This window comes from Chryseobacterium scophthalmum, from assembly GCF_900143185.1.
In the GTDB taxonomy this organism is placed as follows: Bacteria; Bacteroidota; Bacteroidia; order Flavobacteriales; family Weeksellaceae; genus Chryseobacterium; species Chryseobacterium scophthalmum.
The window spans coordinates 144,840-167,670 of sequence record NZ_FSRQ01000004.1 but is presented as its reverse complement, the minus strand read 5'-3'; the positions used below and the strand labels follow the sequence as shown (position 1 = coordinate 167,670).

The window sequence follows — 22,831 nt, the reverse complement described above, 5'->3', positions numbered from 1 at the left end:
TATGATTAATGAGCTATGTGTAATAAGTAATAGATTCTTATACAAATTCTCTATTATTAGTTTGCAATGTAGGGATTTTGTTACAAATCTAGAGCCCTAAAACATCTTTCATTGTAAAGTTTCCTTTTTTATCTTTAATCCATTCTGCAGCAACTACAGCTCCCAAAGCAAAGCCATTTCTGTTGTATGCGGTGTGTTTTATTTCAATCTCGTCTACTTCACTTCTGTAATAAACAGAGTGAGTTCCCGGAACTTCATTTTCACGGATGGCAAAAATACCCAAGTTTTTGTCCTGAGTTTCTTCCAATTTCCATGCATCAAATTTATTATTATTCTTAATGATTCCTTCTGCTAAAGAAATAGCAGTTCCGCTCGGAGCATCAAGCTTATGAATGTGATGAATCTCTTCCAACTGGCAAGAATATTCATCCACATTTTTCATTAAATCTGCGAGTTTTTCGTTTAAAGCAAAAAATAAATTTACGCCTAAACTGAAATTTGAGCCATATAAAAATGCAGTTTCGTTTTCAACGGCTAACTGTTCAACTTCAGATTTTCTTTCCAGCCAGCCTGTTGTTCCACAGATTACCGGAATTTTATTTTCAAGACAAGCTTTAATATTATCAAAAGCCACTTCAGGAAGTGAAAACTCAATCACCACATCAGGATTATTAAGGTTTTCAGCGGTCGGAGTTTCTTTCAGTCGGGCAACAACTTCATGCCCTCTTTTTAAGGCAATCTCATCGATAATCTTCCCCATTCTTCCGTATCCAACTAATGCTATTTTCATAAAATTTTAAAACTTATTATCTTACTATTTATTATCTTTTTAGAATCTGAAACTTAATGCTAAACCTGTTTTTGGAGGATTAGTATTAAAATCATCATAGATTACCGCAGGAGCTAATGTTAGATCAGGATCTTTACGACCTTCATACAAATGTGCATCTACAACAGCATCTACGATATTTAAAATATAAATTAAACCTGTAATTGCAATTGCATAATCTCTCTGTCTTTTCACTCTGTCTTGTGCATTTCCTAATGCCACTTTATCAAGAGTCGGATTTCTGTCCAGGAAGTCATTTTGAGCACCATTAAGTTTTGCAATGTAATATTCACGGTACTTTTTATACTGATTTTGGTTCCAGACTGCAATACCAACTCCGGTTCCTACTGCTCCTAAAACAACAGGAACTTTCCAGTATTTTTTATTGTAAACCTGCCCTAATCCCGGTAACACCGCAGAATACAGACCTGCTTTTGTAGGATTCAGTTTTTTTACTTTTAAAGATGCAGGTGCATTTGCTTTTTCGATATCTTCAACAACTTTAGCTTCAGCTTGGGGCTTTACAGCAGGAATACTATCAGTCGCATAATGCTCTAATCTGATCGTATCTCTTGGATTGGTTTGCGATAAAGCCAGCCCTGATAAAAAAAGTAAAAAGATGAAAACTATTTTTTTCATTTATTTAATATGAGATAAAATATATTCCAGCTCATCTTCATTTTTAAAATCTAAAACAATCTTGCCTTTTTTACCGGTTCCTGTTGTTTTTATCTCAACTTTTACATCAAGAATATCTGCAATCGTTTTCTGTGCTCTTTTATAATTATTAGAAAGCTCAGCTTTTGCTCTTTTAGCTGCCGGAGATTTTGGATTTTTCAAAGCAGCAGCTGCTTGTTCAGACTGACGTACATTCAGTTTTTCTTTGATAATTAAATCAAATAAAGTTTGCTGATGCTCTTCATTTTCAAGACTGATGATCGCCCTACCGTGACCTGCAGAAATTTCTCCGCTACGGATTGCATTCTGAATATCCGGACTCAACCTCAACAATCTGATTGAATTGGTAATCGTACTTCTGTCTCTTCCGATTCTTTGGCTTAAATTTTCCTGAGTAAGACCAATTTCCTCCAAAAGTCTGTGATAAGTAAGTGCAATCTCGATAGCATCAAGATCTTCACGCTGAATATTTTCCACAAGAGCCATTTCAAGAAGCTCCTGATCATTCACCAAACGAATGTATGCCGGAATCGTCGTTAATCCCGCAATTTTACTCGCTCTGAAACGTCTTTCCCCAGAAATAATTTCAAACTTTTCACCGTCTTTTCTTAACGTAATAGGCTGAATAACGCCTAAGTTTGTAATCGACTGTGCAAGTTCGTTTAATGCTTTTTCGTCAAAATAAGTTCTTGGCTGTGTCGGGTTTGGATAGATATCTTCGATGGAAACTTCCATGATGTTTCCTACAAATTTATCTGCTCCTTCATCAGTTGCTGTATTGACCGTAGCCTTTGATTCTGCACTTAAAATTGCTCCCAAACCACGTCCCATCGCTCTTTTTTTGTCCTTCATATTATATTACAGCTATTGGCTAATGCTTTTAATTTTTTACTAATTTTTCGTTTCTCAACAAAACTTCTTCTGCAAGCTGAATGTATTGGATCGCTCCTTTACTTTCAGCATCATAGTTCAAGATACTTTCACCAAAACTTGGCGCTTCACTTAATCTTACATTTCTGCTGATAATTGTTTCAAAAACCATTTCTGGGAAGTGTGAGTTTACTTCTTCCACCACCTGATTTGAAAGTCTTAAACGGCTATCATACATCGTTAACAATAATCCTTCGATATCTAAATCTTTATTATGGATTTTCTGAACATTTTTAATCGTGTTCAAAAGTTTTCCAAGACCTTCCAAAGCAAAATACTCACACTGAATTGGGATAATTACAGAATCTGCAGCCGTTAAAGCATTCACTGTAATTAAACCTAAACTCGGAGCACAGTCGATGATGATATAATCGTAATCGTCTCTTACTTCTTCCAATGCTTTTTTCAGCATGTACTCACGGTTATCTTTGTCTACCAATTCAATTTCAGCAGCTACCAAATCGATGTGAGAAGGTACGATATCCAGATTCGGAGTTGTTGTTCGCTGAATACAGTTTCTTGTTTCAACACTGTGTTCCAAAAGATTATAGGTAGAATACGGCACATCTTCCACACCAAGACCTGATGTTGCATTTGCCTGTGGATCTGCATCAATGATTAAGATTTTCTTTTCTAAAACTCCTAATGCTGCAGCTAAATTTACGGCAGTAGTAGTCTTTCCTACTCCACCTTTCTGATTAGCGATACCTATAATTTTTGCCATTGCTCAAACTTTAAGCTTCAAAAATACACTTTTTTCTCTGCTCTTGGGGAACGACTAAAACTAAAATAGAGTTAAAATATTGTTAACAAGCATTTTAGACATAAAAAAAATTATCCACAAAAATAAATCTTTGTGGATAACTATTGAGATTCGCGTTTAAGATATTAATTATCAAATTTCATGGTAATTGGAAACTTAAAATAACTTCTTACAGATTCCCCTTTTTTATTTTTACCAGGCTCCCATTTTCCTTTTACGGCTTTAATGGTTCTGATTGCTTCTGCGTTGAAAGAAGCATCTTTTCCGTTGGTTTTAATATCAGAAATGGTTCCGTCTCTTTCTACAATAAAAGTAACTGTTGTATTTACAGTTCCTTCATCTTGAAAAGCAGAAACATCAAACTTATTCATCACTTTATTTCTGAAAGCATCGATACCGCCTTCGAATTTAGCTGTTACACTTAATTCATCTGTTCCTTTTACTGAATTATCAGGTCCCGGATCAGTTGGTATAACAATCTTTGGCGGAACAATTGTTCCAGATCCAGAATCTGAAGCGGCAGGAATATGAACACCTGGTGTTGCAGGTGGCGCTATAAAATCATTCTTCACACCAGCAACTGCATCTTTCGGAATATCTTTTACAATATTACTCTCATCTGCATTTCTTGTAGGGGTAGCAATTGTAGCATTATATTGTTTTACACTCGGAGGCGGTGGTGTTACCTTTTCAGGTGGAGTCACTTTTTCAGGTGGTTTTACAACAGGTTCATCCGGGATGACCAATACAATGGGTCCTTGTGTTGTTCCAGTTGGCTCCGACTCAGTTGATTGAAAAGCAGAAATTACAGTTGGAATAATAGAAACCGCAGCCAATAAACCGACACCTATAAAAAATGCTTTGGTTAAAATCCTGTCTGATTCTGTTCTTAATACATACGCACCATACGCTTTGTTACGGTTTTCGAAAAGGATTTCGTTCAGTCGAAATTCCTGGTTGTGTTCTAGGTGTTTCATTACTATAAAATTAAAATTGTTAATATATAGATTATCAGTTTTCAATACTATTTGAAATAATCTTTAAAGCACTATCAAAATTTCTGCCAAAAAATTAACAAAAACTTAACTTTATATCAAAATCAGTGTTAAAGTTTAAAATTTAACTATTTTATGAATAAGGTTTTTGAAGTTGGGTGATGATTCATAGTTGATAGTTGATGGTTGATGGAAGTTACATGATTGAGAATAAACATCATGATTGAAACAGCTTTTTTAATTCCCCTCCTTTGGAGGGGTGGCGAAAATTCGGAAGAATTTTTGACGGGGTGGTTTTAGAATGCGAAAAAAACTCGCTCAACCTTAATTTTTAAAAGAAACCCACTTTCCTAGCCCCGATGGGAACGACATCCTTTTTTGTTTTTTGGCAAAGGGAATAAGTTTGGAAAAACAAAAAAGATATAGTGGACAGCGGGAAATAGCTTCTAAAAGATTAGTTTTTGGTTGTTGTTTATTAGTTGATAGTTTTTAGATTCTTCACTGCGCTTTCGCTTCGTTTTGAATGACAGGATTTATTTATGTATGTTTGAGATTGCTTTGCTTCGACAAGCTCAGCACAGGCTTGCTATTACTTCTCGCAATGACAAAAAAAAGAGACTATCGAATTGACAGTCTCTTTTTTATTTATTTGAAAATATTCCTTAGAACAATTCTTTTCTGATGATGTTCTGACTTCTTTCAGGACCTACAGAAACCAAGTATACGTTGATTCCTAAATACTTCTCGATAAACTCGATGTATTTTTGAGCAGTATCAGGAAGCTCGTCGTAGCTTCTTACTTTCGTCAAGTCTTCGTTCCAACCCGGTAGATCTTGATAGATTGGTTCGTAGTTGTATAATTTTTCTGTTGAAGAGGTGAAATAATCGATGATTTTTCCGTCTTCAGTTTTGTAATGAGTAACGATTTTAAGGTTTTCAATTCCTGTAAGAACATCTAATTTCGTAATTACCAAGTTATTGATCCCATTGATCATACAAGCGTGCTTCAAAGAAACAAGGTCTAACCAACCTGTTCTTCTTGGTCTACCTGTAGTTGCTCCGAATTCACCACCGATCTGTCTGATTTTCTCACCCAATTCGTTGTCTAATTCAGATGGGAAAGGTCCGTTTCCAACTCTTGTACAGTATGCTTTTGCAACACCAATCAAGTTTTGAAGTGAAGTTGGCGGAACTCCCGCTCCTGTACAAACTCCTCCAGTTGAAGGAGAAGATGAAGTAACGTAAGGATATGTTCCGAAGTCGATGTCTAACATCAAAGCTTGCGCTCCTTCAAACAATACGTTTTTACCGTCTCTGATGGCTTCGTTTAATTCTAATTCAGTATCTACGATTCTATCTTGAAGTTGCTTCCCGATCTCTAAATATTCATTGTAGATCTCTTCAACATCCAAAGTCGGTTTTCCGTAATATTTTTCGAAAAGAGAGTTTTTAACTTTTAAGTTTTTCTCAATTTTATCTCTTAAAATCTCAGGATTCAAAAGATCTACCATTCTGATACCGATTCTTGCAATCTTATCTTCATAACATGGTCCGATTCCTTTTTTAGTAGTCCCGATTTGCGTTCCTCCGTGCTCTTCCTCACGGTAAGTATCCAAAAGAATGTGGTAAGGCATGATGACATGCGCTCTTCTGCTGATGAAAATGTGATCAGTTCTCATGTTTTTGCTTTCGATCTGATTCACCTCCTTAATGAAAGATTTAGGATTTACCACTACTCCATTGGCAATGATACACTTCCCTTTGCACTGAAGAACTCCCGATGGAAGAAGGTGCAAAACAAACTTTTCATCGCCTACATAAACCGTGTGACCAGCGTTGTCGCCTCCTTGGAAACGCACTACATAATCTGATTTTGCCGATAAAACATCCGTTATTTTTCCTTTACCTTCATCTCCATATTGAAGACCTACAACTACGTAAGTTGACATATTTTACTTTTATTTTAGATTCATGCAAAATTACTTTTAAAAAATTGGGTGGGCAAATTTGTGATAGATTTTATTTTTTGGTGGGGTGGAAATCATCTTGTTGAGAAATTTTTCGTTAAACATTTATTTTTTAAATTTGAGATAAATTGATTACAAGTAAAATGCAAGACGAATTTATAATAGAAAAAATAGAAAACTCTTTAAAATCCCTTATAGAAAAAGATTACTGGTTAATAGAAAAGGATTTAAGTGAACAATCAATTTGTCATAAACTTGCTCTTTATATACAGAATGAATTTAATGGCTACGACTTAGATATTGATTGTGAATATAACGGAGATATCACTAGAGATAACGAAAGAAAGTCAATTTCAATTCTCAAATCAGAATTAAAGGCTTTAAAATTATTAAAGGAAAAAGAAGAAAATGATTTAGAAAAAGAATATACAAATCGAGCTGTATTTCCAGATATAATTATACATAAACGAGGTAGCCTAAAATATAATTTATGTATAATAGAAGTTAAAAAAAGTTCAAGTAACATTCCTTTTGTTTATGATGACTTAAAGCTTAAAAGTTACACTTCTGAAGATTATGATAATAATTTAGATTACCAAATAGGGGTTTTTGTAAAGATAATTGTTGGCACAAAACCTTCTTATACATTAAAGTACTACAAGCATGGTCAAGAAATGAATATTCCAAATTAACGATGAAAATAAAATCTAATTTAATTATTCAACTCAAAAAAGGCGAAAACTCAGGTTTTGTTAAAAACTTCAACCGCACAAAATTCTTAAACAATCTTCACAAAAAATACGTAAAATAAAATGCAAGAAAACTCAAAAGATGAATATTTAAAAATAGCAAGAGAATATCTTTTAGAAAACATTGGTGATGATGTAGATGTTGTTGAAGAATATGCAGAAAATTTTGAAGATTTATTTTATTTTTCATATCAATCAAAAGAATTTTTGATGACTGCAGATTTTGAAGACATGCTTATCGGACAAGGTCCAATGTTTATTATTAAAAAAGATGGAAGAATAGTCAATTATGGAAGTGCTTTTGGAAGTAAAACAGCAAGAATTGACGTTATAAATAAATTAAATAAAGAAAGATTAGTCCGAATTTTTCAAAAAGATTACGATATTTGGAAAGACAATTATAGTTGGGTAATTAATAAACTTCATGAAGATGATAAGGAGGGAGTAATTTCACTTCTTTTGAAATATAAAGTTCAATATGTTCTTACAAATCAAAACAAAGAGAACTCATATCACTATTATAATAAAGAACAACTCCAAAAGAAATTTAAAAAATTACCCTTGAATTTAGGAAACCGATTTAATGACTACCTTTATAATGTACTTGTTGAACTTATCAACAAGTATCCATATTGTGAGTTTACACTTTTACAAGAGTCTCAATAATCATTATCATTCCGTATAAACCTTTCAACAGCTTAGATTCCTGCGGAATGACAAATAACATGTTTAGGGAAACAAACCTCACAGGTTTTAAAAACCTATGAGGTTTAGAGCTTACAAAGACATTTTTTAATACAAAATAACCTCACCATTCACTCCAATATTCTCCAAAGGCTCCCATCACGCAAAATCACCACCAAAGTTCCATGATAATCCTTAATAGAATTCGTCAGAATTTCTATTAAACTTAAACTTTCCCATAATTACCATATCTTTGATTATCCACCAAAGATAATCCACACCATGAAATCACTACAAAAATCAGGATACTTATCTGAAAATACCACCAATCAAACCCAACTCTTTTACACTTTATTTTATCCCGAAGAAATTCCTGTAAAAGCAACCTTACAAGTCGTTCATGGGATGCAGGAACACAGTGGAAGATATTCAGAAATTGCAGAATATTTTGCCAATCGAGGATTTGCGGTGTTGACTTATGACCATTTAGGACACGGAAAATCGGTAAAAGAAAAGAAAGATATTGGATTTTTTCAACGCAACAATCCGGATGAAAAACTGATTACTGATGCCGAAAAGATGAGCAAATTTCTGATGGAGCAATATCCTGATGTTCCACATTTCATTTTGGGACATTCGATGGGTTCTTTTATTACGCGGTGTCTTCTTCAAAAAACAAGCAATAAGTTTTCCGGTGCTATTATTACAGGAACGGGCGGACCTTTAACAGGAATTAATTTGGTGAAAACCTATTTTTCTTTAGCTAATAAACTAGCTCCTCAAAAACGAACTTTTTTCAATAACATTTTTAATATTGTCAACAACAAACAATTTAAAAAAGATAAAGATTTTAGCGATACAAGCTGGCTCAGCCTGAATCTAGCCAATAGAAATGCGTTTTCTAAGGATGAACTTTGTGGAATTCCGTTCACCAACAATGCGTTTTATGCGTTATTCAATATATATAAAAAAGCAACTGCGAGAAATTGGGCACAAACCATTCCGAAGTCCTTCCCTTTTCTTTTTGTAAGCGGGCAAAATGACCCCATCGGAGATTTTGGAAAAGGCGTGACGAAGACTGTTGATAATTTAAAGCTCGACGGATTTAAAAATGTAGATATGAAAATATATCCTGAAATGCGTCATGAAATACTGAATGAAGAAATCAGAGAAAACGTGTTGAATGAAATTCATCAATGGATTTTGAAACTTTTAAAATAAAATAACTTCAGCTACTCCCATTTATAAAGTTACGAAGAAATTTTTATTTTTGGGTGGGGTGGAAATCATTACGGTTTACCTTTTTTTATTAATAACATTATTATATATATTTGGAATTAAAACAATTAATATCCATGAAATTCGATAAGACAATTACAACTATTCTCGCAATTATTAGCATTCTTTTACTATTTATTTGTAGCTTTTATTTAATTAATTACTTCATAAATACAGAATGCTCAATGGATTATAAAAATTATTTAATATCAAACAAGAGGATTTTAGACGCTAATGAATTTGGCGACTATTTTGGAGGAATTATGAATCCAATAATAGGTCTAAGCGCAGCTTTTATAACCTTTTTAGCATTCTATATTCAATTCGTTGCTAATAAGCAAATTACTAATCAATTTAAAGTTCAACAATTTGAATCTCATTTTTATGAAATGCTAAGACTACATAAAGAAAATGTAAATGAAATTCAAATCGAACAAACCACTTTAGTTTCAAATAGAACTTCAGCTGGAGTACACATTAATTGGACTAAATCTTATAATGAAATAAAGGGAAGAGACGTATTTATTTATTTCTCAAATGAATTAGAAATTGCTTATAAAACCATTCTAAAAATTAATTTTGATAAAGAAATTGCTTTTGATGAAGCATATAAAACATTTTTTAACGGTTTAGAAAAAGAGGATAAATTTTTTAATGAACTTTTAGCAATTAAAAATATACATAAAACTGAATTTATAGATAGAACAGTTAAAACAAAACAATCATCTAACGAAATTGATGGTATTACTATTAAATCTACATTTCCGTTATTTGAAGGACATGAAAATAATCTAGGACATTACTACAGACATTTGTATCATACAGTTAAATTCGTTGTTAATTATGATAATAAGATTATTGACTATACAAATAAAAGAAAATATTTACAATTACTCAGAGCTCAACTCAGCAATTTTGAACAAGTTATGTTATTCTATAATTGGGTTTCAGGATATGGAAAAGCATGGGAAGACAATAAATTTTTCAGCGATTACAGAATGATTCATAACTTATCTAGCAAATTATTTTTAGATGAAGATTTTTTCATCAAGATAAAAGAAGATATAAGAATAAATAATCCAAAATTTTTAACAATACCTAATAAATTAAATGATTATTTATATGAATCTGATGGTTAATAAAATTTCTAATTGAAAATACCAACTATATTAAAAACGAATGACAAAATTGAATAATTTATCATTCGTTTTTAAATTTTACGACAATAAATAATAATTAAAATTTCAACAAAATCTCACAACTTACACAAATCTCATCCAAAAAAACTTCATCATGCGAAATCACCAGCAAAGTTCCATGATAATCCTTAATAGAATTCGTCAGAATTTCCACGTTTTGAAGGTCTAAATTATTCGTAGGTTCATCGAGAATAATCATATCGGGAGCTTTATTACTGATGGAAAGTCCGCAAAGCAAAAGTCGCAGACGTTCTCCACCGCTCAGAACATCACCTATTTTATCCCAGGTTTCCTTTCCAAATAAAAATCTTGAAAGCAAAGTTTTCACTTCAGATTCCGGCATTGCATTATCATTGAACTTTTCAGCAAATTCATAAACCGTTGCATTTCTATCAATTAAAGAATATTCTTGGTCAATATAAATTGTCTGAAACTCTGACTTCGAAATAGTTCCGACAAAAGGTTGCAAATCTCCCAACAACAGTTTTATCAAAGTCGTTTTCCCAGAACCATTCGAACCTTTGATAGAAATTCGGTCTCCACTTCGGATTTCAAGATTGAGATTTTCTTTCCAAAGATTTTCTTCATGATATTTAAAATTAATTTCCGCCGCCGAAATCAAGATTTTTCCCGAATGCAAATTCGAATCATTAAAATTCACTTTCATCTGGTCAGCATTTCTCACCGACGAACGCAAATCCCGCAAATCACCAGAAATATCATTGATTTTCTCGGCATGAACAGACTTTAATTTTGAGGAATTTTTCTCCGCATTATTACGAAGTGTATTCATCATAATTCTTGCAACACCCGATTTTTCCTGCTTTCCTTTTCCTCGTGCATCGAGTTTTTGCTTGCGTTCCAAAGTTTCACGTTCCTTTTCTTTAGCTTTTTTCAAAGCACGTTCTTTAGAATGAATATCGTTTTGCAAAGCTTCATTTTCAATTGCTTTTTGTTCGGCATAAAAATCATAATTTCCTCCATATGTTGAAATCCCCTGATTGCTCAGTTCAAAAATAGTATCAACTAAATTCAGCAAAGTTCGGTCATGACTCACAATCACAACCGTTGAATTTGTTTTTTCAATAAAATCGTACAACAGATTTCGACCTTCCAAATCGAGATGATTCGTAGGTTCGTCGAGTAAAATAATTTCAGGCTGATTGATTTGAATTCCTGCAAGAAAAACCTTTGTTTTTTGTCCGCCACTCAAACTTTCCAAAGTTTGGTTTAAATCTAAATCTTCAAGTTTCCAATATTTCAAGGCATTTTGACAGCGTTCTTCAATGTCCCAATCATCATTTAAAGTTTCAAAATAAATTTCATCCACTTTGCCATTGGTTATTTTTTGAAGTGCATCAAGTTTTTGATCGATTTTCAAACATTCCGCAACCGTCAAATCATTAAAATTTCCAAACATCTGTGGAACATAGAAAATATCTCCATGAATATTGACATTTCCTGCCAAAGGTTCAATTTCGTTTGCAATAATTTTCAGCAAGGTAGATTTCCCCATGCCGTTACTTCCGACCAAAGCCGATTTTGAATGAGTAGGTATCGTTAAATTGATAGAATTAAAAAGCAGATTCCCCGCTGGAAACCCAAAGGATATATTATGTAGAAAAAGCATAATTTCTTTCTTTTAGTAAGGTTAAACTGCAATAACATTTTCCGTTATTGTTTATTAAATTTGAAAGAAATTAAATTCTACATGTCTGATGTTTTGGGTTTTGTGTGATGCAAAGATAATGAAATTTATTTTTCGAAGCTTTTTCTACATTGAGTTTGTCATTTCGACAAAGGAGAAATCTATTTTCAAACCTATAAAATTCCCGCTTTCATCTTCCGTACTTTTTAGGAGCTTTTTCCCGCTTTTCGTTACAATCTTTTTTTTCAAAAAAAGGATTTTCACTGCAATCTGGGCTAGATTTTCGGTCTTTCATTTCAAATTCTGTCATAAATACACAGTTTGTCATTCTGTAGGAATCCCTATACGAATCTTTATCATAAAAATTTAGATCCTTGCAGAATAAAAATTATAGTGTGAAAAATCTTGAAGTTAAAGAACCACCCCGTCAAAAATTTCTTTGAAATTTTCGCCACCCCTCCAAAGGAGGGGAATTATTATCGTCATTGCGAGAAGTTGCAGTGAGCTTTTATCGAACTTGTTGAAGTAAAGCAATCTCAAAACAAACCTTTTTAGTACAAAAAACTGATTTTTTATTTCTTGTACAACAAAAAAAATCACTAAAAATTAAACCTCAACTCCACTCATCACCTGTCTGAAAAGTCCTTTGATGTGGTCGATTTCAGATTGATACATTGTCTTTTTTCTGCAGCCAAAGTAAAGAGTGTTTTCAAGTTTTTTATCGCCTTCCCAAATCAGTTGTATTTCACCACTTTCAATTTCATTTTTACATAAAAAATCAGGAACAACGGCCAATCCCGTTCCGCCTTTCAGACAACGGATAATCGAATTTAAGTTTGGAACAATATAATTGGGTCTGAAATTAGGTTTATGCCCGAAATTCATTAGCCAAAACTGAAAAAGATGTTCCATATCACCAGTTGTACCGTACCATTTTTCGTTTTTCAGCCAGCTTTCAATTTTTTGAAAATCTTTGGTTTTTAAAACCTCACCAAAACTTTCTGTATCAATATCTTTTCCGCCTACCAAAATAATTTGTTCAGAAGAAAATGCTTCGTGCAGAATATTGGGCGATGTTCCTTTTTTAGGAGTGATAATTAAATCTAAAATTCCTTTATCCAACTGGTCGAGCATTTCAGGATACTCACCAAAACTGATAATTAAATTAAAATCCAGCGTCGAAACATACTGTTCTAAAGTAGTTTGAAAAGTCTCAAAACACATTCCGACACTGATGGTTGGCGTATGTTTTTCGGTAGATTTCTGAAAGTTTTTTTCAACTTCTTCAAGTTTTGTCAAAGGTTCTGAAATTGCATTAAACAAAACCTTTCCTCTCTCAGTTGGAATCATTTTTCTTCCGGTTCTGTCAAATAATTTGTATCCAACATACGCTTCCAATGAGCCTAAATGCAAACTTACTCCGGGTTGCGAAATAAACAGAGAATCTGCCGCTCCGGTTAACGTTCCGGTTTTATAAATCGCTTTAAAAGTGCGGTACCATTCTAAATTAACCATACTAGTTATTTTAATTATGATACAAAATTACGAAATAATCAGAATACTGATAGTTTTTCGTTTCTTAGGAAAGAAGCATAATAATTCGGGATCTCACTTTTCTCGATTTCCTGAGCAACTTTTTCAAGCGGATAATCTAATTGAATAATTTCAGGAGTGATTTTTTCTTCATCCAAAGTCAGTATTACATAAGAAGCCAAACGGTTTTCTTCTCTCGAGCGACCAACAGAACCACTGTTAATTGCCCATTTTCCATTAAAATATTTTTTAAATGAAACATGAGTGTGTCCCATCATAATTACATCAGATTGAGATTCACTGAGCATATTTTGAAAAACCTCATCATTTTCTGATTCATACAAATAAGTATCATTACTTTCTAAACTGGAATGCACCAACTGAATATTCCAATGTTTTTCGCCTATCTTATAATTTAGTTTTAAATTAAAAGGCAATTCTGATAAAAATGTTTTGTTTTCTTTTGTAATATATTTTTTGGAGTGATCAATAGCTAAAAATCTTGCAGCTGTTTCTTCTTCAGAATGCTTGCTTAAAGGAATTACAGAGATATCAAAAGCAATTCTCTCATCATGATTTCCCATTAAACAAGGAATGTTCAGACTCTTCATTTTTTCAATTACTTCATTTCCCCAAGGAGCAAAATCTACGAGGTCTCCCAAACAAAATTTTTGACGAATTCCTCTTTCTTCAATATCATTTAAAACCGCCTCCAAAGCTGGAAGATTTCCATGCACATCACCAAAAACCGCAATTTGAATCATTATTCTTTTAATTATCAAACAAATTTACATGACAGAAAATAATTTTAATACAGACAAACTATGACTTTTAACCATGAAAATGGAATTCGTAAAAGATAAAATGCAATAATAAATTTGCTTCGCAATAAATGAAGAGTTTTTAAAATCAACATTTTTAAACATCATTATTCTGATAGTTTAATATAATTTATATTATTTTAATTATACAAATTCCCGACATAACTTTGCAGAGTAAAATTTAAACAATCATACAAAATGAAAAAAGTATTAATCATCAACGGTGGACAAAACTTCGGACATTCAGGAGGAAAATATAATCAGACTATTGCAGAAAACACATTGGAAGTTTTAAAAAATTTCGAAAATGTAGAAGTGCAAATCAGCAATGTAAGCGACAATTACAATAAAAATGAGGAAGTAGAAAAATTTGTCTGGGCAGATTATATCATTTATCACACTCCGATTTGGTGGTTTCAGTTGCCGAATGGTTTGAAAAAATATATCGATGAAGTTTTTACAGCCGGTCATGCAAAAGGAATTTACATGAGTGACGGTAGAACTTCTGAAAATCCAAAAATCAACTACGGAACCGGAGGAATGTTGGGCGGAAGAAAATATATGGTTACTACAAGCTGGAATGCGCCGGAAACAGCCTTCACTCTTCCCGGAGAATTTTTCAATGAAACAAGTGTAGACAATGGACCATTATTTGGTTTTCACAGAATGAATGCATTCGTTTCTTTAGAAAAAATGGAAAGTTTCCACTTCCATGATGTAGAGAAAAATGCAAATATCGAGCGCGATATGAAATTATACAGAGAACATCTTACAAACGTTTTTGAAAAAGAATTAAAACCACAATTAGTCTAATGAAAATCTATCTTACCGCAATAATAAAAGCAAAAGAAGAGCACAGAACCGAAGTTTTGGTAGTTCTTCAAAATATGGTAACAGAAACCAGAAAAGAAGAAGCCAACGAATTATATACGCTTCATCAAGGAATTGAAGATAAAAATCATTTTGTTTTCTACGAAATATGGAAAAGCAAAGAAGGATTGAAACAGCATAATGAGCAACCTTACATTAAAGCCTTTGGAGATTTGGTTGATGAAAAGTTGCAGGAAAAACCACAGATTTATTTAACCGAAATTATTTAAACATTAAACCATTAAGAGAATTTAAGATGTTAAGATTAATTAAGGAAAATCAACAGATTTTTTTTAAAATCACACGCTTAAAACGCAGCTACATCTTATATATTCTAAACTTCTTAAATTCTCTTAATGGTAAAAAAATTATTAAATATGAAAAAATTAGCATTATTAATTCTTGCATTATTTACAGTAGGATTCGTACAATCACAAACCAAAAAATCTAAAAATATGAAAAAGAAAATTCTGTTTGTCGTGACCAGTCATGACAAAAAAGGTGACACCGGCGAAGAAACCGGATATTATCTTGGTGAAGTTTCGCATCCTTGGGAAGTTCTTCACAAAGCCGGTTACGAAATTGATTTTGTAAGCCCGAAAGGCGGAACTCCGCCTGTTGATGGATTTGATTTAAAAGACCCTGCCAACAAAGAGTTTTGGGAAAGTAAAGACAAAAGTAAAATCGACCAATCTTTACAGCCTTCACAAGTAAATCCAAATGATTATTCTACCATTTTTTATGCAGGAGGTCACGGCGCAATGTGGGATTTTGCAGACAATACAGAATTATCAAAAATTGCTTCAAAAATTTATGAGAATGGAGGAATTGTAGCTGCAGTTTGTCACGGTCCGGCCGGTTTGGTCAATATTAAATTGGATAACGGTAAATATTTGGTTGATGGTAAAAAAATCAACGCTTTTACCAATGAAGAGGAAGCTGAAGTAAAATTAACAAACGTAGTTCCTTTCCTTTTGGAAGATAAATTGAAAGAAAGAGATGCAAAATTTGAAAAATCTGGACTTTGGCAAAATCATGTCGTGACAGACCAAAGAGTAATTACAGGACAAAATCCGCAATCTGCAAAAAGTGTGGGAGAGGCTATTTTAAAGGAATTAAAAAAATAATACATAATTATTTGACCATCCTTTTGTCATTCCGTAGGAATCTAAGCTCTTAAGATTAAATTGATTCTGCTGAGATTCCTACGGAATGACAAACGAAATGGAAAATTTTTGTGGTTAAATAAATTTAAAAATTAGAACAAAAATGCAATATAGAAAATTAGGAAACACAGATCTAGAACTTTCAGTGATCACTCACGGAGCGTTCGCAATCGGTGGCAATATGTGGGGTGGAAATGAAAAACAAGATTCAATCAACTCAATTCATGCTTCTCTAGATCATGGTGTAACTTCCATTGACACCGCACCTTTTTATGGTTTCGGATTGAGTGAGGAAATGATCGGTGAAGCTATCAAAGGAAAAGACCGTTCGAAAATTCAGTTGTTAACAAAATTCGGATTGGTTTGGGATGGAAGCAATAATGGAAAAGGTGAATTTTTCTTCGATGCAAATGATGACGGCAAAATAATTCCCGTGTACAAGTTTGCTTCAAAAGAAAACATTATCAAAGAAGTTGAGGAAAGTTTAAAAAGATTGGGAACAGATCACATTGATCTTTTACAATTGCATTGGCCAGATTCTACAACTCCGATCAGTGAAACGATGGAAGCGATGGAATTGCTGATTCAACAAGGAAAAATTCGTGCAGCAGGTGTTAGTAATTATTCTGTTGAGCAAATGGAAGAAGCCAATCAAACATTCAAATTAGCAAGCAATCAGGTTTCTTACAGCATGCTGAACCGGGTAATTGAAAATGATTTAGTTCCCTATTCTTTAGAAAATAATTCGGGAATTATCGTTTACAGTCCAATGGAAAGAGGCCTTTTAACCGGAAAATATTTTAAAGAAGATCAATTAAAAGAAAACGATCACAGAAACGGATATTTCTCACAATTCGATTTAGATAAAGTAAAAAATTTCTTAGAAAAAATAGAACCTATTGCACAAGACAAAGGAGCTACTCTTTCTCAACTGGTATTGCGTTGGACAACTTTACAACCCGCAATTTCAGTAGTTTTAGCAGGAGCAAGAAACGCTCAACAATCCATTGAAAATGCAAAAGCGATGTCTTTCGATCTATCTCAGGAAGAATTGAATTTTATTAATTCTGAGCTATCTCAACTTTGATCAATATAACATTTTTCATTGCAAACAAAATGAAGCAATCTCAAATTTTTAAAAGATTACTTCGATCGTGGTAATGGCAAAAAAAATCGCTTCTCAATAATTGGGAAGCGATTTTCGTTAATAATTTAATCGATTTAAAATTTTACTTTGCAATTGGCAAATGTGTAGAAATTGCAATTCTGTTCCAAGCATTTATGGTAACAATTGCCATGATAATTTGAGCAATCTGACCTTCATCAAATAATTGCTTAGCCTTATAATACGTTTCTTCAGTCAAACCTTTTTTGCTAATCAAAGTAATCTCTTCAGTCATTGCTAAAAGTACCTGTTCTTCTTCCGTATAAAGCTCCAACGCTTCTCTCCATGCATTCAAAAGATAAATTCTTTGAGGAGTTTCGCCGTATTTCTTTGCATCTTTTGTATGCATATCCAGACAAAAAGCACATCCGTTGATTTGCGACGCTCTGATTTTGATTAATTCTTTCTGAATATGGTTTAAAGAAATGGTTTGAAGATATCCTTCCAATCCCATCATTGCTTTGTAAGCGGCCGTGTCTACAGTTGCCATATTAATTCTTGCACTCATACTGTTTATGATTTTTTAGTTAATGTATCTATTGAAAAATAAAATTCTTTCTGTGTTGCCAATAAAAAAGCCGCTGCGCTTCCTACCCAAACCGAATAATCCAAAGGCGCTTTTATCCCTAAAGCAATGCTCATTGATAAGGCGAAAACAAGCAATAAAATTCCGGTTCCGTAAGCTGCGATTTTTGTTTTGAAACCTAAGATCAACATCAATGGAAAAAGTATTTCTAAAAAAGTAGCCGTGTAAGCTGAAAATGTACTTAAAGTTTCAGGAAGAAAAAACGTTAATTGTCGAGTGTATTTTTCGAAGTTTTCCCAATTTTCCCAAGCTGAGTTGTCACCCCAAAAACCGAATCTGTCTGCAATTGCAGAAAGCATTGTCACCGAAATTGCCAATCTTAAAAATAACTGTGGAAATATAGAATCTTTGCCTGTCATTGCGTTTGTTTTTATGAACAGGACAAAGTTGCGAATTAAGAATCGTAAAAATCTTAAACTGGTTTAAGAACGTAATTTTGCTCTGATTTCACTTAAATATTCCGGTGTAAAACCTAAAAATGAAGCCAGTAAATATTGCGGAATTCTTTGGATAAACCAAGGATACAAAGTACTGAAATGCACGTAATATTCCTCTTTCGTCATCTCATAAATATAGCGAATTCTTTTTTCGGCAGCTGCATAAGCAGTTTGATAAACCATTCTGAAATAACGTTCCATCACCGGATGTTTTTGCAACAACAATTCCTGAGAATGGAAATCAATCGCCAAAATCATAGAATTTTCAACAGACTGAATATTAAAATCTGTTTTCACCTGTTTTTCAAAAGCAAAAGTGTCGGAAATCCACCAGTTTTCGATGGCGAATTCTGTGGTTTGTTCCACCCCTTTTTCATTTACAAAAAACTTTCTCAGACAACCTTCAAGAACGAAATATTTGAATTTACAAACATCTCCTTCAAGCATCAGATTTTCTTTCTTTTTTGTTTTTAAAACATGGAAAAAAGAAAATACAGAAGTAAATTCTTCGTCACTGATGGTAATAAATTTATCTAAATGCGCTTTAAAAGTTTCCATTTTTTAAATTGTGTAACCAAACTTAACTTTATTTTTTTAGTTTTACAATAACAAACAATAAATCATGGAAATCGTTGCTAAAATCTTAATCGCAGTTGTCGCTCTGGAACATCTTTACATTCTCTGGATGGAAATGTTTGCGTGGGAAACGAAAGGAAAGGAAGTTTTCAAAGCTGCTTTACCTGCCGAAATGTTTAAACCCACAAAAGGTTTGGCCGCCAATCAAGGTTTATACAATGGTTTTTTGGCAGCAGGATTGATCTGGTCTTTTTTTATTGAAGATGAAAGATGGCAAACCAATATTGCTTTATTTTTCTTGGGCTGTATAGCGATTGCAGGAATTTATGGTGCCATTTCTGCAACTAAGAAAATATTTTTTGTTCAAGCTTTGCCTGCAATTTTGGCGATTATTGCTGTTTTGTTAAAATAATTTAGTCCAAAAATATTTATTATTGAGAACAGCATTTTTTCTATCGTTTATACAAAATTCAGCTTTCTTCAAATCATAAAACATATTAAAAATAACCAATTGTAATTCAATATATTACAATCTAAAATTTTCATTAAATATAAAATCCGTAAATTTGCACCGTCATAAGAAATTGATGTACAGCTTTTTTTATGCTTTCAGCATAATCATAAATTCGAGTTGTTCTGGCAAATATCTTTAATTATCCTGATGATAATTATTCTTTGATTCAATTTAAAAAAGATTGATTTCTTTTTTTACGTAATACATTCTTTGTCAAAGTAAAACCTTTTGAAGACAATAAACACGATCATTCATTTGATATGATTTTGTATGTTATTTGTTATTAAAAAAGATTTTACTGTAAAAATCATACTGAACATTTTTGCATGCGGTGATATCACTCATCAAAGCATCGTTGTCTCAATTTCTTATTTTCAAATACATTAACAAAATCTGAATATGGATACAATTGATACTAATCTAAAAGTAAAACTTAAAGTTGAAGATCTGACAATAATTTTCGGGAAAAATAAAGAAAAAGCGTTAGAACTTCTGGATAAAGGTCTTTCTAAAAAAGAGATTCTTGAAAAAACTGGATGCACGGTGGGAATTAACAAAGCCAGCTTTGAAATTTATGAAGGGGAATTCTTTGTCATTATGGGACTTTCAGGAAGCGGAAAATCAACTTTGCTGCGTTGTCTGAACAGACTGAATGAGCCGACAGCAGGAAAAGTATATATCAATAACGATAATATTACCGATAAAAATAATAAAGACCTTCTAGAAGTAAGAAGAACAGAAATGAGTATGGTATTTCAAAAATTTGGGTTGCTACCTCATCATACTGTTTTAAGCAATGCTGCTTTCGGACTCGAAATACGCGGAGAAAGCAAAACGATTCGTGAGGAAAAAGCACAAAAAGCATTAGATATCGTTGGTTTAAATGGTTTTGAAAATCAATTGCCTTCACAGCTTTCAGGAGGTATGCAGCAAAGAGTGGGATTGGCAAGAGCTTTAGCAAACGATCCCGAAGTTTTGTTGATGGATGAGGCTTTCTCAGCACTCGACCCGCTGATAAAATCTGAAATGCAGGATCAGCTTCTCGAATTACAGGAAACTCTAAAGAAAACGATCGTCTTTATTACTCATGATCTGGATGAAGCCATCAAGATCGGAGACCGAATTGTTATTATGAAAGACGGTGTCATCGAACAAATAGGAACTGCAGAAGATATTTTAACCAATCCGGCAAGTGATTATGTAAAAGCTTTTGTAGAAAAAGTTGACCGTAAAACGATTATTACAGCGAAATCTCTAATGTTCGACAAGCCAACTGTAGTTCGTTTCAGAAAAGATGGTCCGGAAGGTGCCCTCAGAAAAATGAGAACCACAGGTTTGGAAACTTTACCAGTCGTAGATCTTCAAAATAAATTTCTGGGTTTTGTGACGCTGAGTGATATTGTTCAAATCGCAAAGAAAAAAGAACCAACTGTTGAATCGGTTATTAACAGTAATGTTCCTTCGGTATATCAGGAAGCCACCGTTGAAGAAATGCTCCCTTTAATTTCGGGAAGCAAATCAGCGATCGCTGTGGTAGATGAAACCAATAAATTTTTAGGACTGGTCACTCAATTATCACTCATCATCGAGGCTACCAAATATAATGAAGAAGAGATCATTGAATTAAAAGAAATCGCAAACAACCAATAAGATGAATAAAACTATAGATATAGGTCAATATGTAGAAACTGCTATCAATTGGCTCACCGATAACGCAAAACCTTTCTTTGACGTCATAAAAAATGTCGGCAACTCCTCAATCTTAGGAATTGAATGGGCTTTAGTCAACACGCCTTTTTACATCATCATTCTACTTTTCACGTTATTAGCTTTATGGAAAGCAGGAAAAGGAACCGCCATTATGACGGCAGCCGGACTTACTTTAATATTTTTAATGGGATTCTGGAAAGAAACCATGGAAACATTAGCACTTATTTTTGTGGCAACACTTACCGCGTTAATTCTGTCTGTTCCTCTTGGAATATGGGCAGCAAAAAATCAATTTGCGGCAAAAGTTATTCGCCCATTACTCGATTTAATGCAGACAATGCCTGCTTTTGTTTACTTAATTCCTGCTGTATTATTTTTCAGTATCGGTAAAGTTCCCGGTGCATTTGCAACGATCATTTTTGCGATGCCACCTGCAGTACGTTTAACGACATTGGGAATTGAATCTGTCCCTAAAGATATTGTAGAAGCAGCCCGAGCTTTCGGAGCCACCAATCGTCAAATCTTATTTAAAGTAGAACTTCCTTTGGCTACGAACACAATTTTAGCAGGGATCAATCAAACTATTTTATTATCATTATCAATGGTTGTAATCGCTGGAATGATCGCAGCAGGTGGTTTGGGTGAAAAAGTTTTGGAAGGAATTAATAATCTGGATATCGGTTTAGGATTTGAAAGTGGTTTATCAGTCGTGATTTTAGCCATTATTCTCGACCGGATCACTCAAGGATTTGTAAAGAAAAAAACAGCAAAATGAAAAGAATAAATTATATATTATTACTTACTTCTGTTCTCGTTTTAGGAGTATTTAATTCTTGTAAAAACATAAAAAATTCCAAATACATCAACATTGGAATGGTTGATGGTTGGGCAGAAGACGTCGCAATGACACACGTTGTAAAAGCTATTTTGGATGAACAGGGTTATCATGTTGTCATTCAGAAAGCTTCCACAGATATGATTTTAGCTTCAATGAATAACGAAGACACAGACCTTTTTCTGGGAGTTTGGTTACCTTATACTCATGCAAGTAAAATAGCTAAGTTCCCGGAGTTGACCAACCTTGGAACAAATTACGACAACGGAAAGATCGGTTTAGTAGTTCCCGATTATATTCCCATAAAATCTATTGAAGAATTACCAAAATATGAGGAAAAATTCAAAAACAGGATCATCGGTATAGAAAAAGGAGCCGGAATGACCGCTGCAACAGACAGAGCCATTATTGATTACAAATTAAATTATAGACAGATCAATTCTTCTACAATCACTATGATTACCGAACTTCAGAATGCTATAAAACGTAAAGAATGGATTGTTATTGCTGGATGGCAACCTCATTGGATGTTTGGTAAAATGAAATTAAAATTTCTTGATGATCCCAAAAAAACATTTGGGGAAGCAGAAAAAATTAAAACCTACAGCAGAAAATGTTTTGGAAAAGACCATCCGGAATTAACGCAGTTCTTTTCGAAAATGTATTTTGATGACCAAACCATGACCGATCTCCTGACTAAAATGGAAAACAGCAAAAACAAAGAAACTACAGCTAAGGAATGGGTTAAAGACCATTCTGAACTCGTCAATTCCTGGTTAGATAAAAACTGATCTTAATAAAATTATTTTTTAGTTTCTCTCGCAGGTTTTGCAGATAGCACATATTTTTTCAGAAAGGATCATCTGCTAAATCAACCTAATCTGCGAGAGATCTTATA

Annotated in this window: 24 protein-coding genes; 12 read left to right on the top strand and 12 right to left on the bottom strand. The window is 33.3% G+C overall.

Going from position 1 to position 22,831, the window contains the following annotated elements:
* Positions 1-88 precede the first annotated feature (88 nt).
* The 6 genes from dapB to BUR17_RS17440 form a co-directional block, all read right to left on the bottom strand.
* Positions 89-790 (bottom strand): 4-hydroxy-tetrahydrodipicolinate reductase, encoded by a 702-nt coding sequence (gene dapB, locus BUR17_RS17465; protein ID WP_074231866.1) that lies wholly within the window; start codon positions 788-790, stop codon positions 89-91.
* A gap of 39 nt (positions 791-829) precedes the next feature.
* A complete protein-coding gene (locus BUR17_RS17460) occupies positions 830-1,468 on the bottom strand; it encodes a DUF5683 domain-containing protein (protein WP_074231865.1) in 639 nt (212 codons plus the stop codon).
* Positions 1,469-2,359, bottom strand: a complete 891-nt coding sequence (locus BUR17_RS17455) for a ParB/RepB/Spo0J family partition protein (protein WP_074231864.1) — start codon at positions 2,357-2,359, stop codon at positions 1,469-1,471.
* Between the two features lie 28 nt (positions 2,360-2,387).
* On the bottom strand, positions 2,388-3,161 hold the full coding sequence (locus tag BUR17_RS17450) for a ParA family protein (protein ID WP_074231863.1): 774 nt from the start codon (positions 3,159-3,161) through the stop codon (positions 2,388-2,390).
* Between the two features lie 164 nt (positions 3,162-3,325).
* Complete coding sequence (locus BUR17_RS17445; protein WP_074231862.1) at positions 3,326-4,177, bottom strand: energy transducer TonB; 852 nt, start codon at positions 4,175-4,177, stop codon at positions 3,326-3,328.
* A gap of 680 nt (positions 4,178-4,857) precedes the next feature.
* Complete coding sequence (locus tag BUR17_RS17440; RefSeq protein ID WP_074231861.1) at positions 4,858-6,144, bottom strand: adenylosuccinate synthase; 1,287 nt, start codon at positions 6,142-6,144, stop codon at positions 4,858-4,860.
* 161 nt (positions 6,145-6,305) lie between these two features.
* Between BUR17_RS17440 and BUR17_RS17435 the strand changes: the two genes are divergently transcribed.
* The 4 genes from BUR17_RS17435 (at position 6,306) to BUR17_RS17420 (ending at position 10,012) form a co-directional block, all read left to right on the top strand.
* Positions 6,306-6,854 (top strand): hypothetical protein, encoded by a 549-nt coding sequence (locus BUR17_RS17435; protein WP_074231860.1) that lies wholly within the window; start codon positions 6,306-6,308, stop codon positions 6,852-6,854.
* A gap of 120 nt (positions 6,855-6,974) precedes the next feature.
* On the top strand, positions 6,975-7,577 hold the full coding sequence (locus BUR17_RS17430) for a YrhB domain-containing protein (protein ID WP_074231859.1): 603 nt from the start codon (positions 6,975-6,977) through the stop codon (positions 7,575-7,577).
* A 300-nt stretch (positions 7,578-7,877) separates the two neighbouring features.
* The gene (locus BUR17_RS17425; protein ID WP_074231858.1) at positions 7,878-8,816 is read left to right on the top strand and encodes an alpha/beta fold hydrolase; all 939 of its coding nucleotides are present in this window, start codon (positions 7,878-7,880) and stop codon (positions 8,814-8,816) included.
* Positions 8,817-9,058: 242 nt separating this feature from the next.
* Positions 9,059-10,012: a putative phage abortive infection protein gene (locus BUR17_RS17420; RefSeq protein ID WP_074231857.1), complete on the top strand. Its 954-nt coding sequence runs from the start codon at positions 9,059-9,061 to the stop codon at positions 10,010-10,012.
* Between the two features lie 97 nt (positions 10,013-10,109).
* Here BUR17_RS17420 and BUR17_RS17415 read toward each other — a convergent pair whose 3' ends face one another.
* The 3 genes from BUR17_RS17415 to BUR17_RS17405 all read right to left on the bottom strand — a co-directional run bounded on the left by BUR17_RS17415 (position 10,110) and on the right by BUR17_RS17405 (position 14,017).
* Positions 10,110-11,702, bottom strand: coding sequence for an ABC-F family ATP-binding cassette domain-containing protein (locus BUR17_RS17415; protein ID WP_074231856.1), 1,593 nt, complete (start codon positions 11,700-11,702; stop codon positions 10,110-10,112).
* A 624-nt stretch (positions 11,703-12,326) separates the two neighbouring features.
* The gene (locus BUR17_RS17410; protein WP_074231855.1) at positions 12,327-13,235 is read right to left on the bottom strand and encodes a LysR family transcriptional regulator; all 909 of its coding nucleotides are present in this window, start codon (positions 13,233-13,235) and stop codon (positions 12,327-12,329) included.
* Positions 13,236-13,273: 38 nt separating this feature from the next.
* Entirely contained in the window at positions 13,274-14,017 is a 744-nt protein-coding gene (locus tag BUR17_RS17405; RefSeq protein WP_074231854.1) for a metallophosphoesterase family protein, read from the bottom strand.
* Positions 14,018-14,272: 255 nt separating this feature from the next.
* Here BUR17_RS17405 and BUR17_RS17400 point away from each other — a divergent pair, with 255 nt between their 5' ends.
* The 4 genes from BUR17_RS17400 (at position 14,273) to BUR17_RS17385 (ending at position 17,197) form a co-directional block, all read left to right on the top strand.
* Complete coding sequence (locus BUR17_RS17400) at positions 14,273-14,887, top strand: NAD(P)H-dependent oxidoreductase (RefSeq protein WP_074231853.1); 615 nt, start codon at positions 14,273-14,275, stop codon at positions 14,885-14,887.
* Positions 14,887-15,174 carry a putative quinol monooxygenase gene (locus BUR17_RS17395; protein WP_074231852.1) on the top strand — a complete coding sequence of 96 codons (288 nt, stop codon included), beginning with the start codon at positions 14,887-14,889 and terminating at the stop codon, positions 15,172-15,174. The genes BUR17_RS17400 and BUR17_RS17395 overlap by 1 nt, the downstream gene beginning before the upstream one ends.
* Before the next feature lie 147 nt (positions 15,175-15,321).
* Positions 15,322-16,071 (top strand): type 1 glutamine amidotransferase domain-containing protein, encoded by a 750-nt coding sequence (locus BUR17_RS17390; protein ID WP_228418827.1) that lies wholly within the window; start codon positions 15,322-15,324, stop codon positions 16,069-16,071.
* 142 nt (positions 16,072-16,213) lie between these two features.
* Positions 16,214-17,197 carry an aldo/keto reductase gene (locus BUR17_RS17385; RefSeq protein ID WP_074231851.1) on the top strand — a complete coding sequence of 328 codons (984 nt, stop codon included), beginning with the start codon at positions 16,214-16,216 and terminating at the stop codon, positions 17,195-17,197.
* Positions 17,198-17,339: 142 nt separating this feature from the next.
* Here BUR17_RS17385 and BUR17_RS17380 read toward each other — a convergent pair whose 3' ends face one another.
* The 3 genes from BUR17_RS17380 to BUR17_RS17370 form a co-directional block, all read right to left on the bottom strand.
* Positions 17,340-17,783, bottom strand: a complete 444-nt coding sequence (locus tag BUR17_RS17380) for a carboxymuconolactone decarboxylase family protein (protein ID WP_074231850.1) — start codon at positions 17,781-17,783, stop codon at positions 17,340-17,342.
* Positions 17,784-17,788: 5 nt separating this feature from the next.
* Positions 17,789-18,220, bottom strand: coding sequence for a DoxX family protein (locus tag BUR17_RS17375; RefSeq protein ID WP_074231849.1), 432 nt, complete (start codon positions 18,218-18,220; stop codon positions 17,789-17,791).
* A 63-nt stretch (positions 18,221-18,283) separates the two neighbouring features.
* Positions 18,284-18,856: a Crp/Fnr family transcriptional regulator gene (locus BUR17_RS17370; RefSeq protein ID WP_074231848.1), complete on the bottom strand. Its 573-nt coding sequence runs from the start codon at positions 18,854-18,856 to the stop codon at positions 18,284-18,286.
* Positions 18,857-18,920: 64 nt separating this feature from the next.
* Between BUR17_RS17370 and BUR17_RS17365 the strand changes: the two genes are divergently transcribed.
* From BUR17_RS17365 to BUR17_RS17350, 4 genes are all read left to right on the top strand, one after another.
* The gene (locus BUR17_RS17365) at positions 18,921-19,286 is read left to right on the top strand and encodes a DUF1304 domain-containing protein (protein ID WP_074231847.1); all 366 of its coding nucleotides are present in this window, start codon (positions 18,921-18,923) and stop codon (positions 19,284-19,286) included.
* A 501-nt stretch (positions 19,287-19,787) separates the two neighbouring features.
* Positions 19,788-21,038, top strand: coding sequence for a quaternary amine ABC transporter ATP-binding protein (locus BUR17_RS17360; protein ID WP_074231846.1), 1,251 nt, complete (start codon positions 19,788-19,790; stop codon positions 21,036-21,038).
* 1 nt (position 21,039) lies between these two features.
* Positions 21,040-21,873, top strand: coding sequence for an ABC transporter permease (locus BUR17_RS17355; RefSeq protein ID WP_074231845.1), 834 nt, complete (start codon positions 21,040-21,042; stop codon positions 21,871-21,873).
* Positions 21,870-22,724 (top strand): glycine betaine ABC transporter substrate-binding protein, encoded by an 855-nt coding sequence (locus BUR17_RS17350; protein WP_074231844.1) that lies wholly within the window; start codon positions 21,870-21,872, stop codon positions 22,722-22,724. The genes BUR17_RS17355 and BUR17_RS17350 overlap by 4 nt, the downstream gene beginning before the upstream one ends.
* The last annotated feature ends 107 nt before the right edge of the window (positions 22,725-22,831 follow it).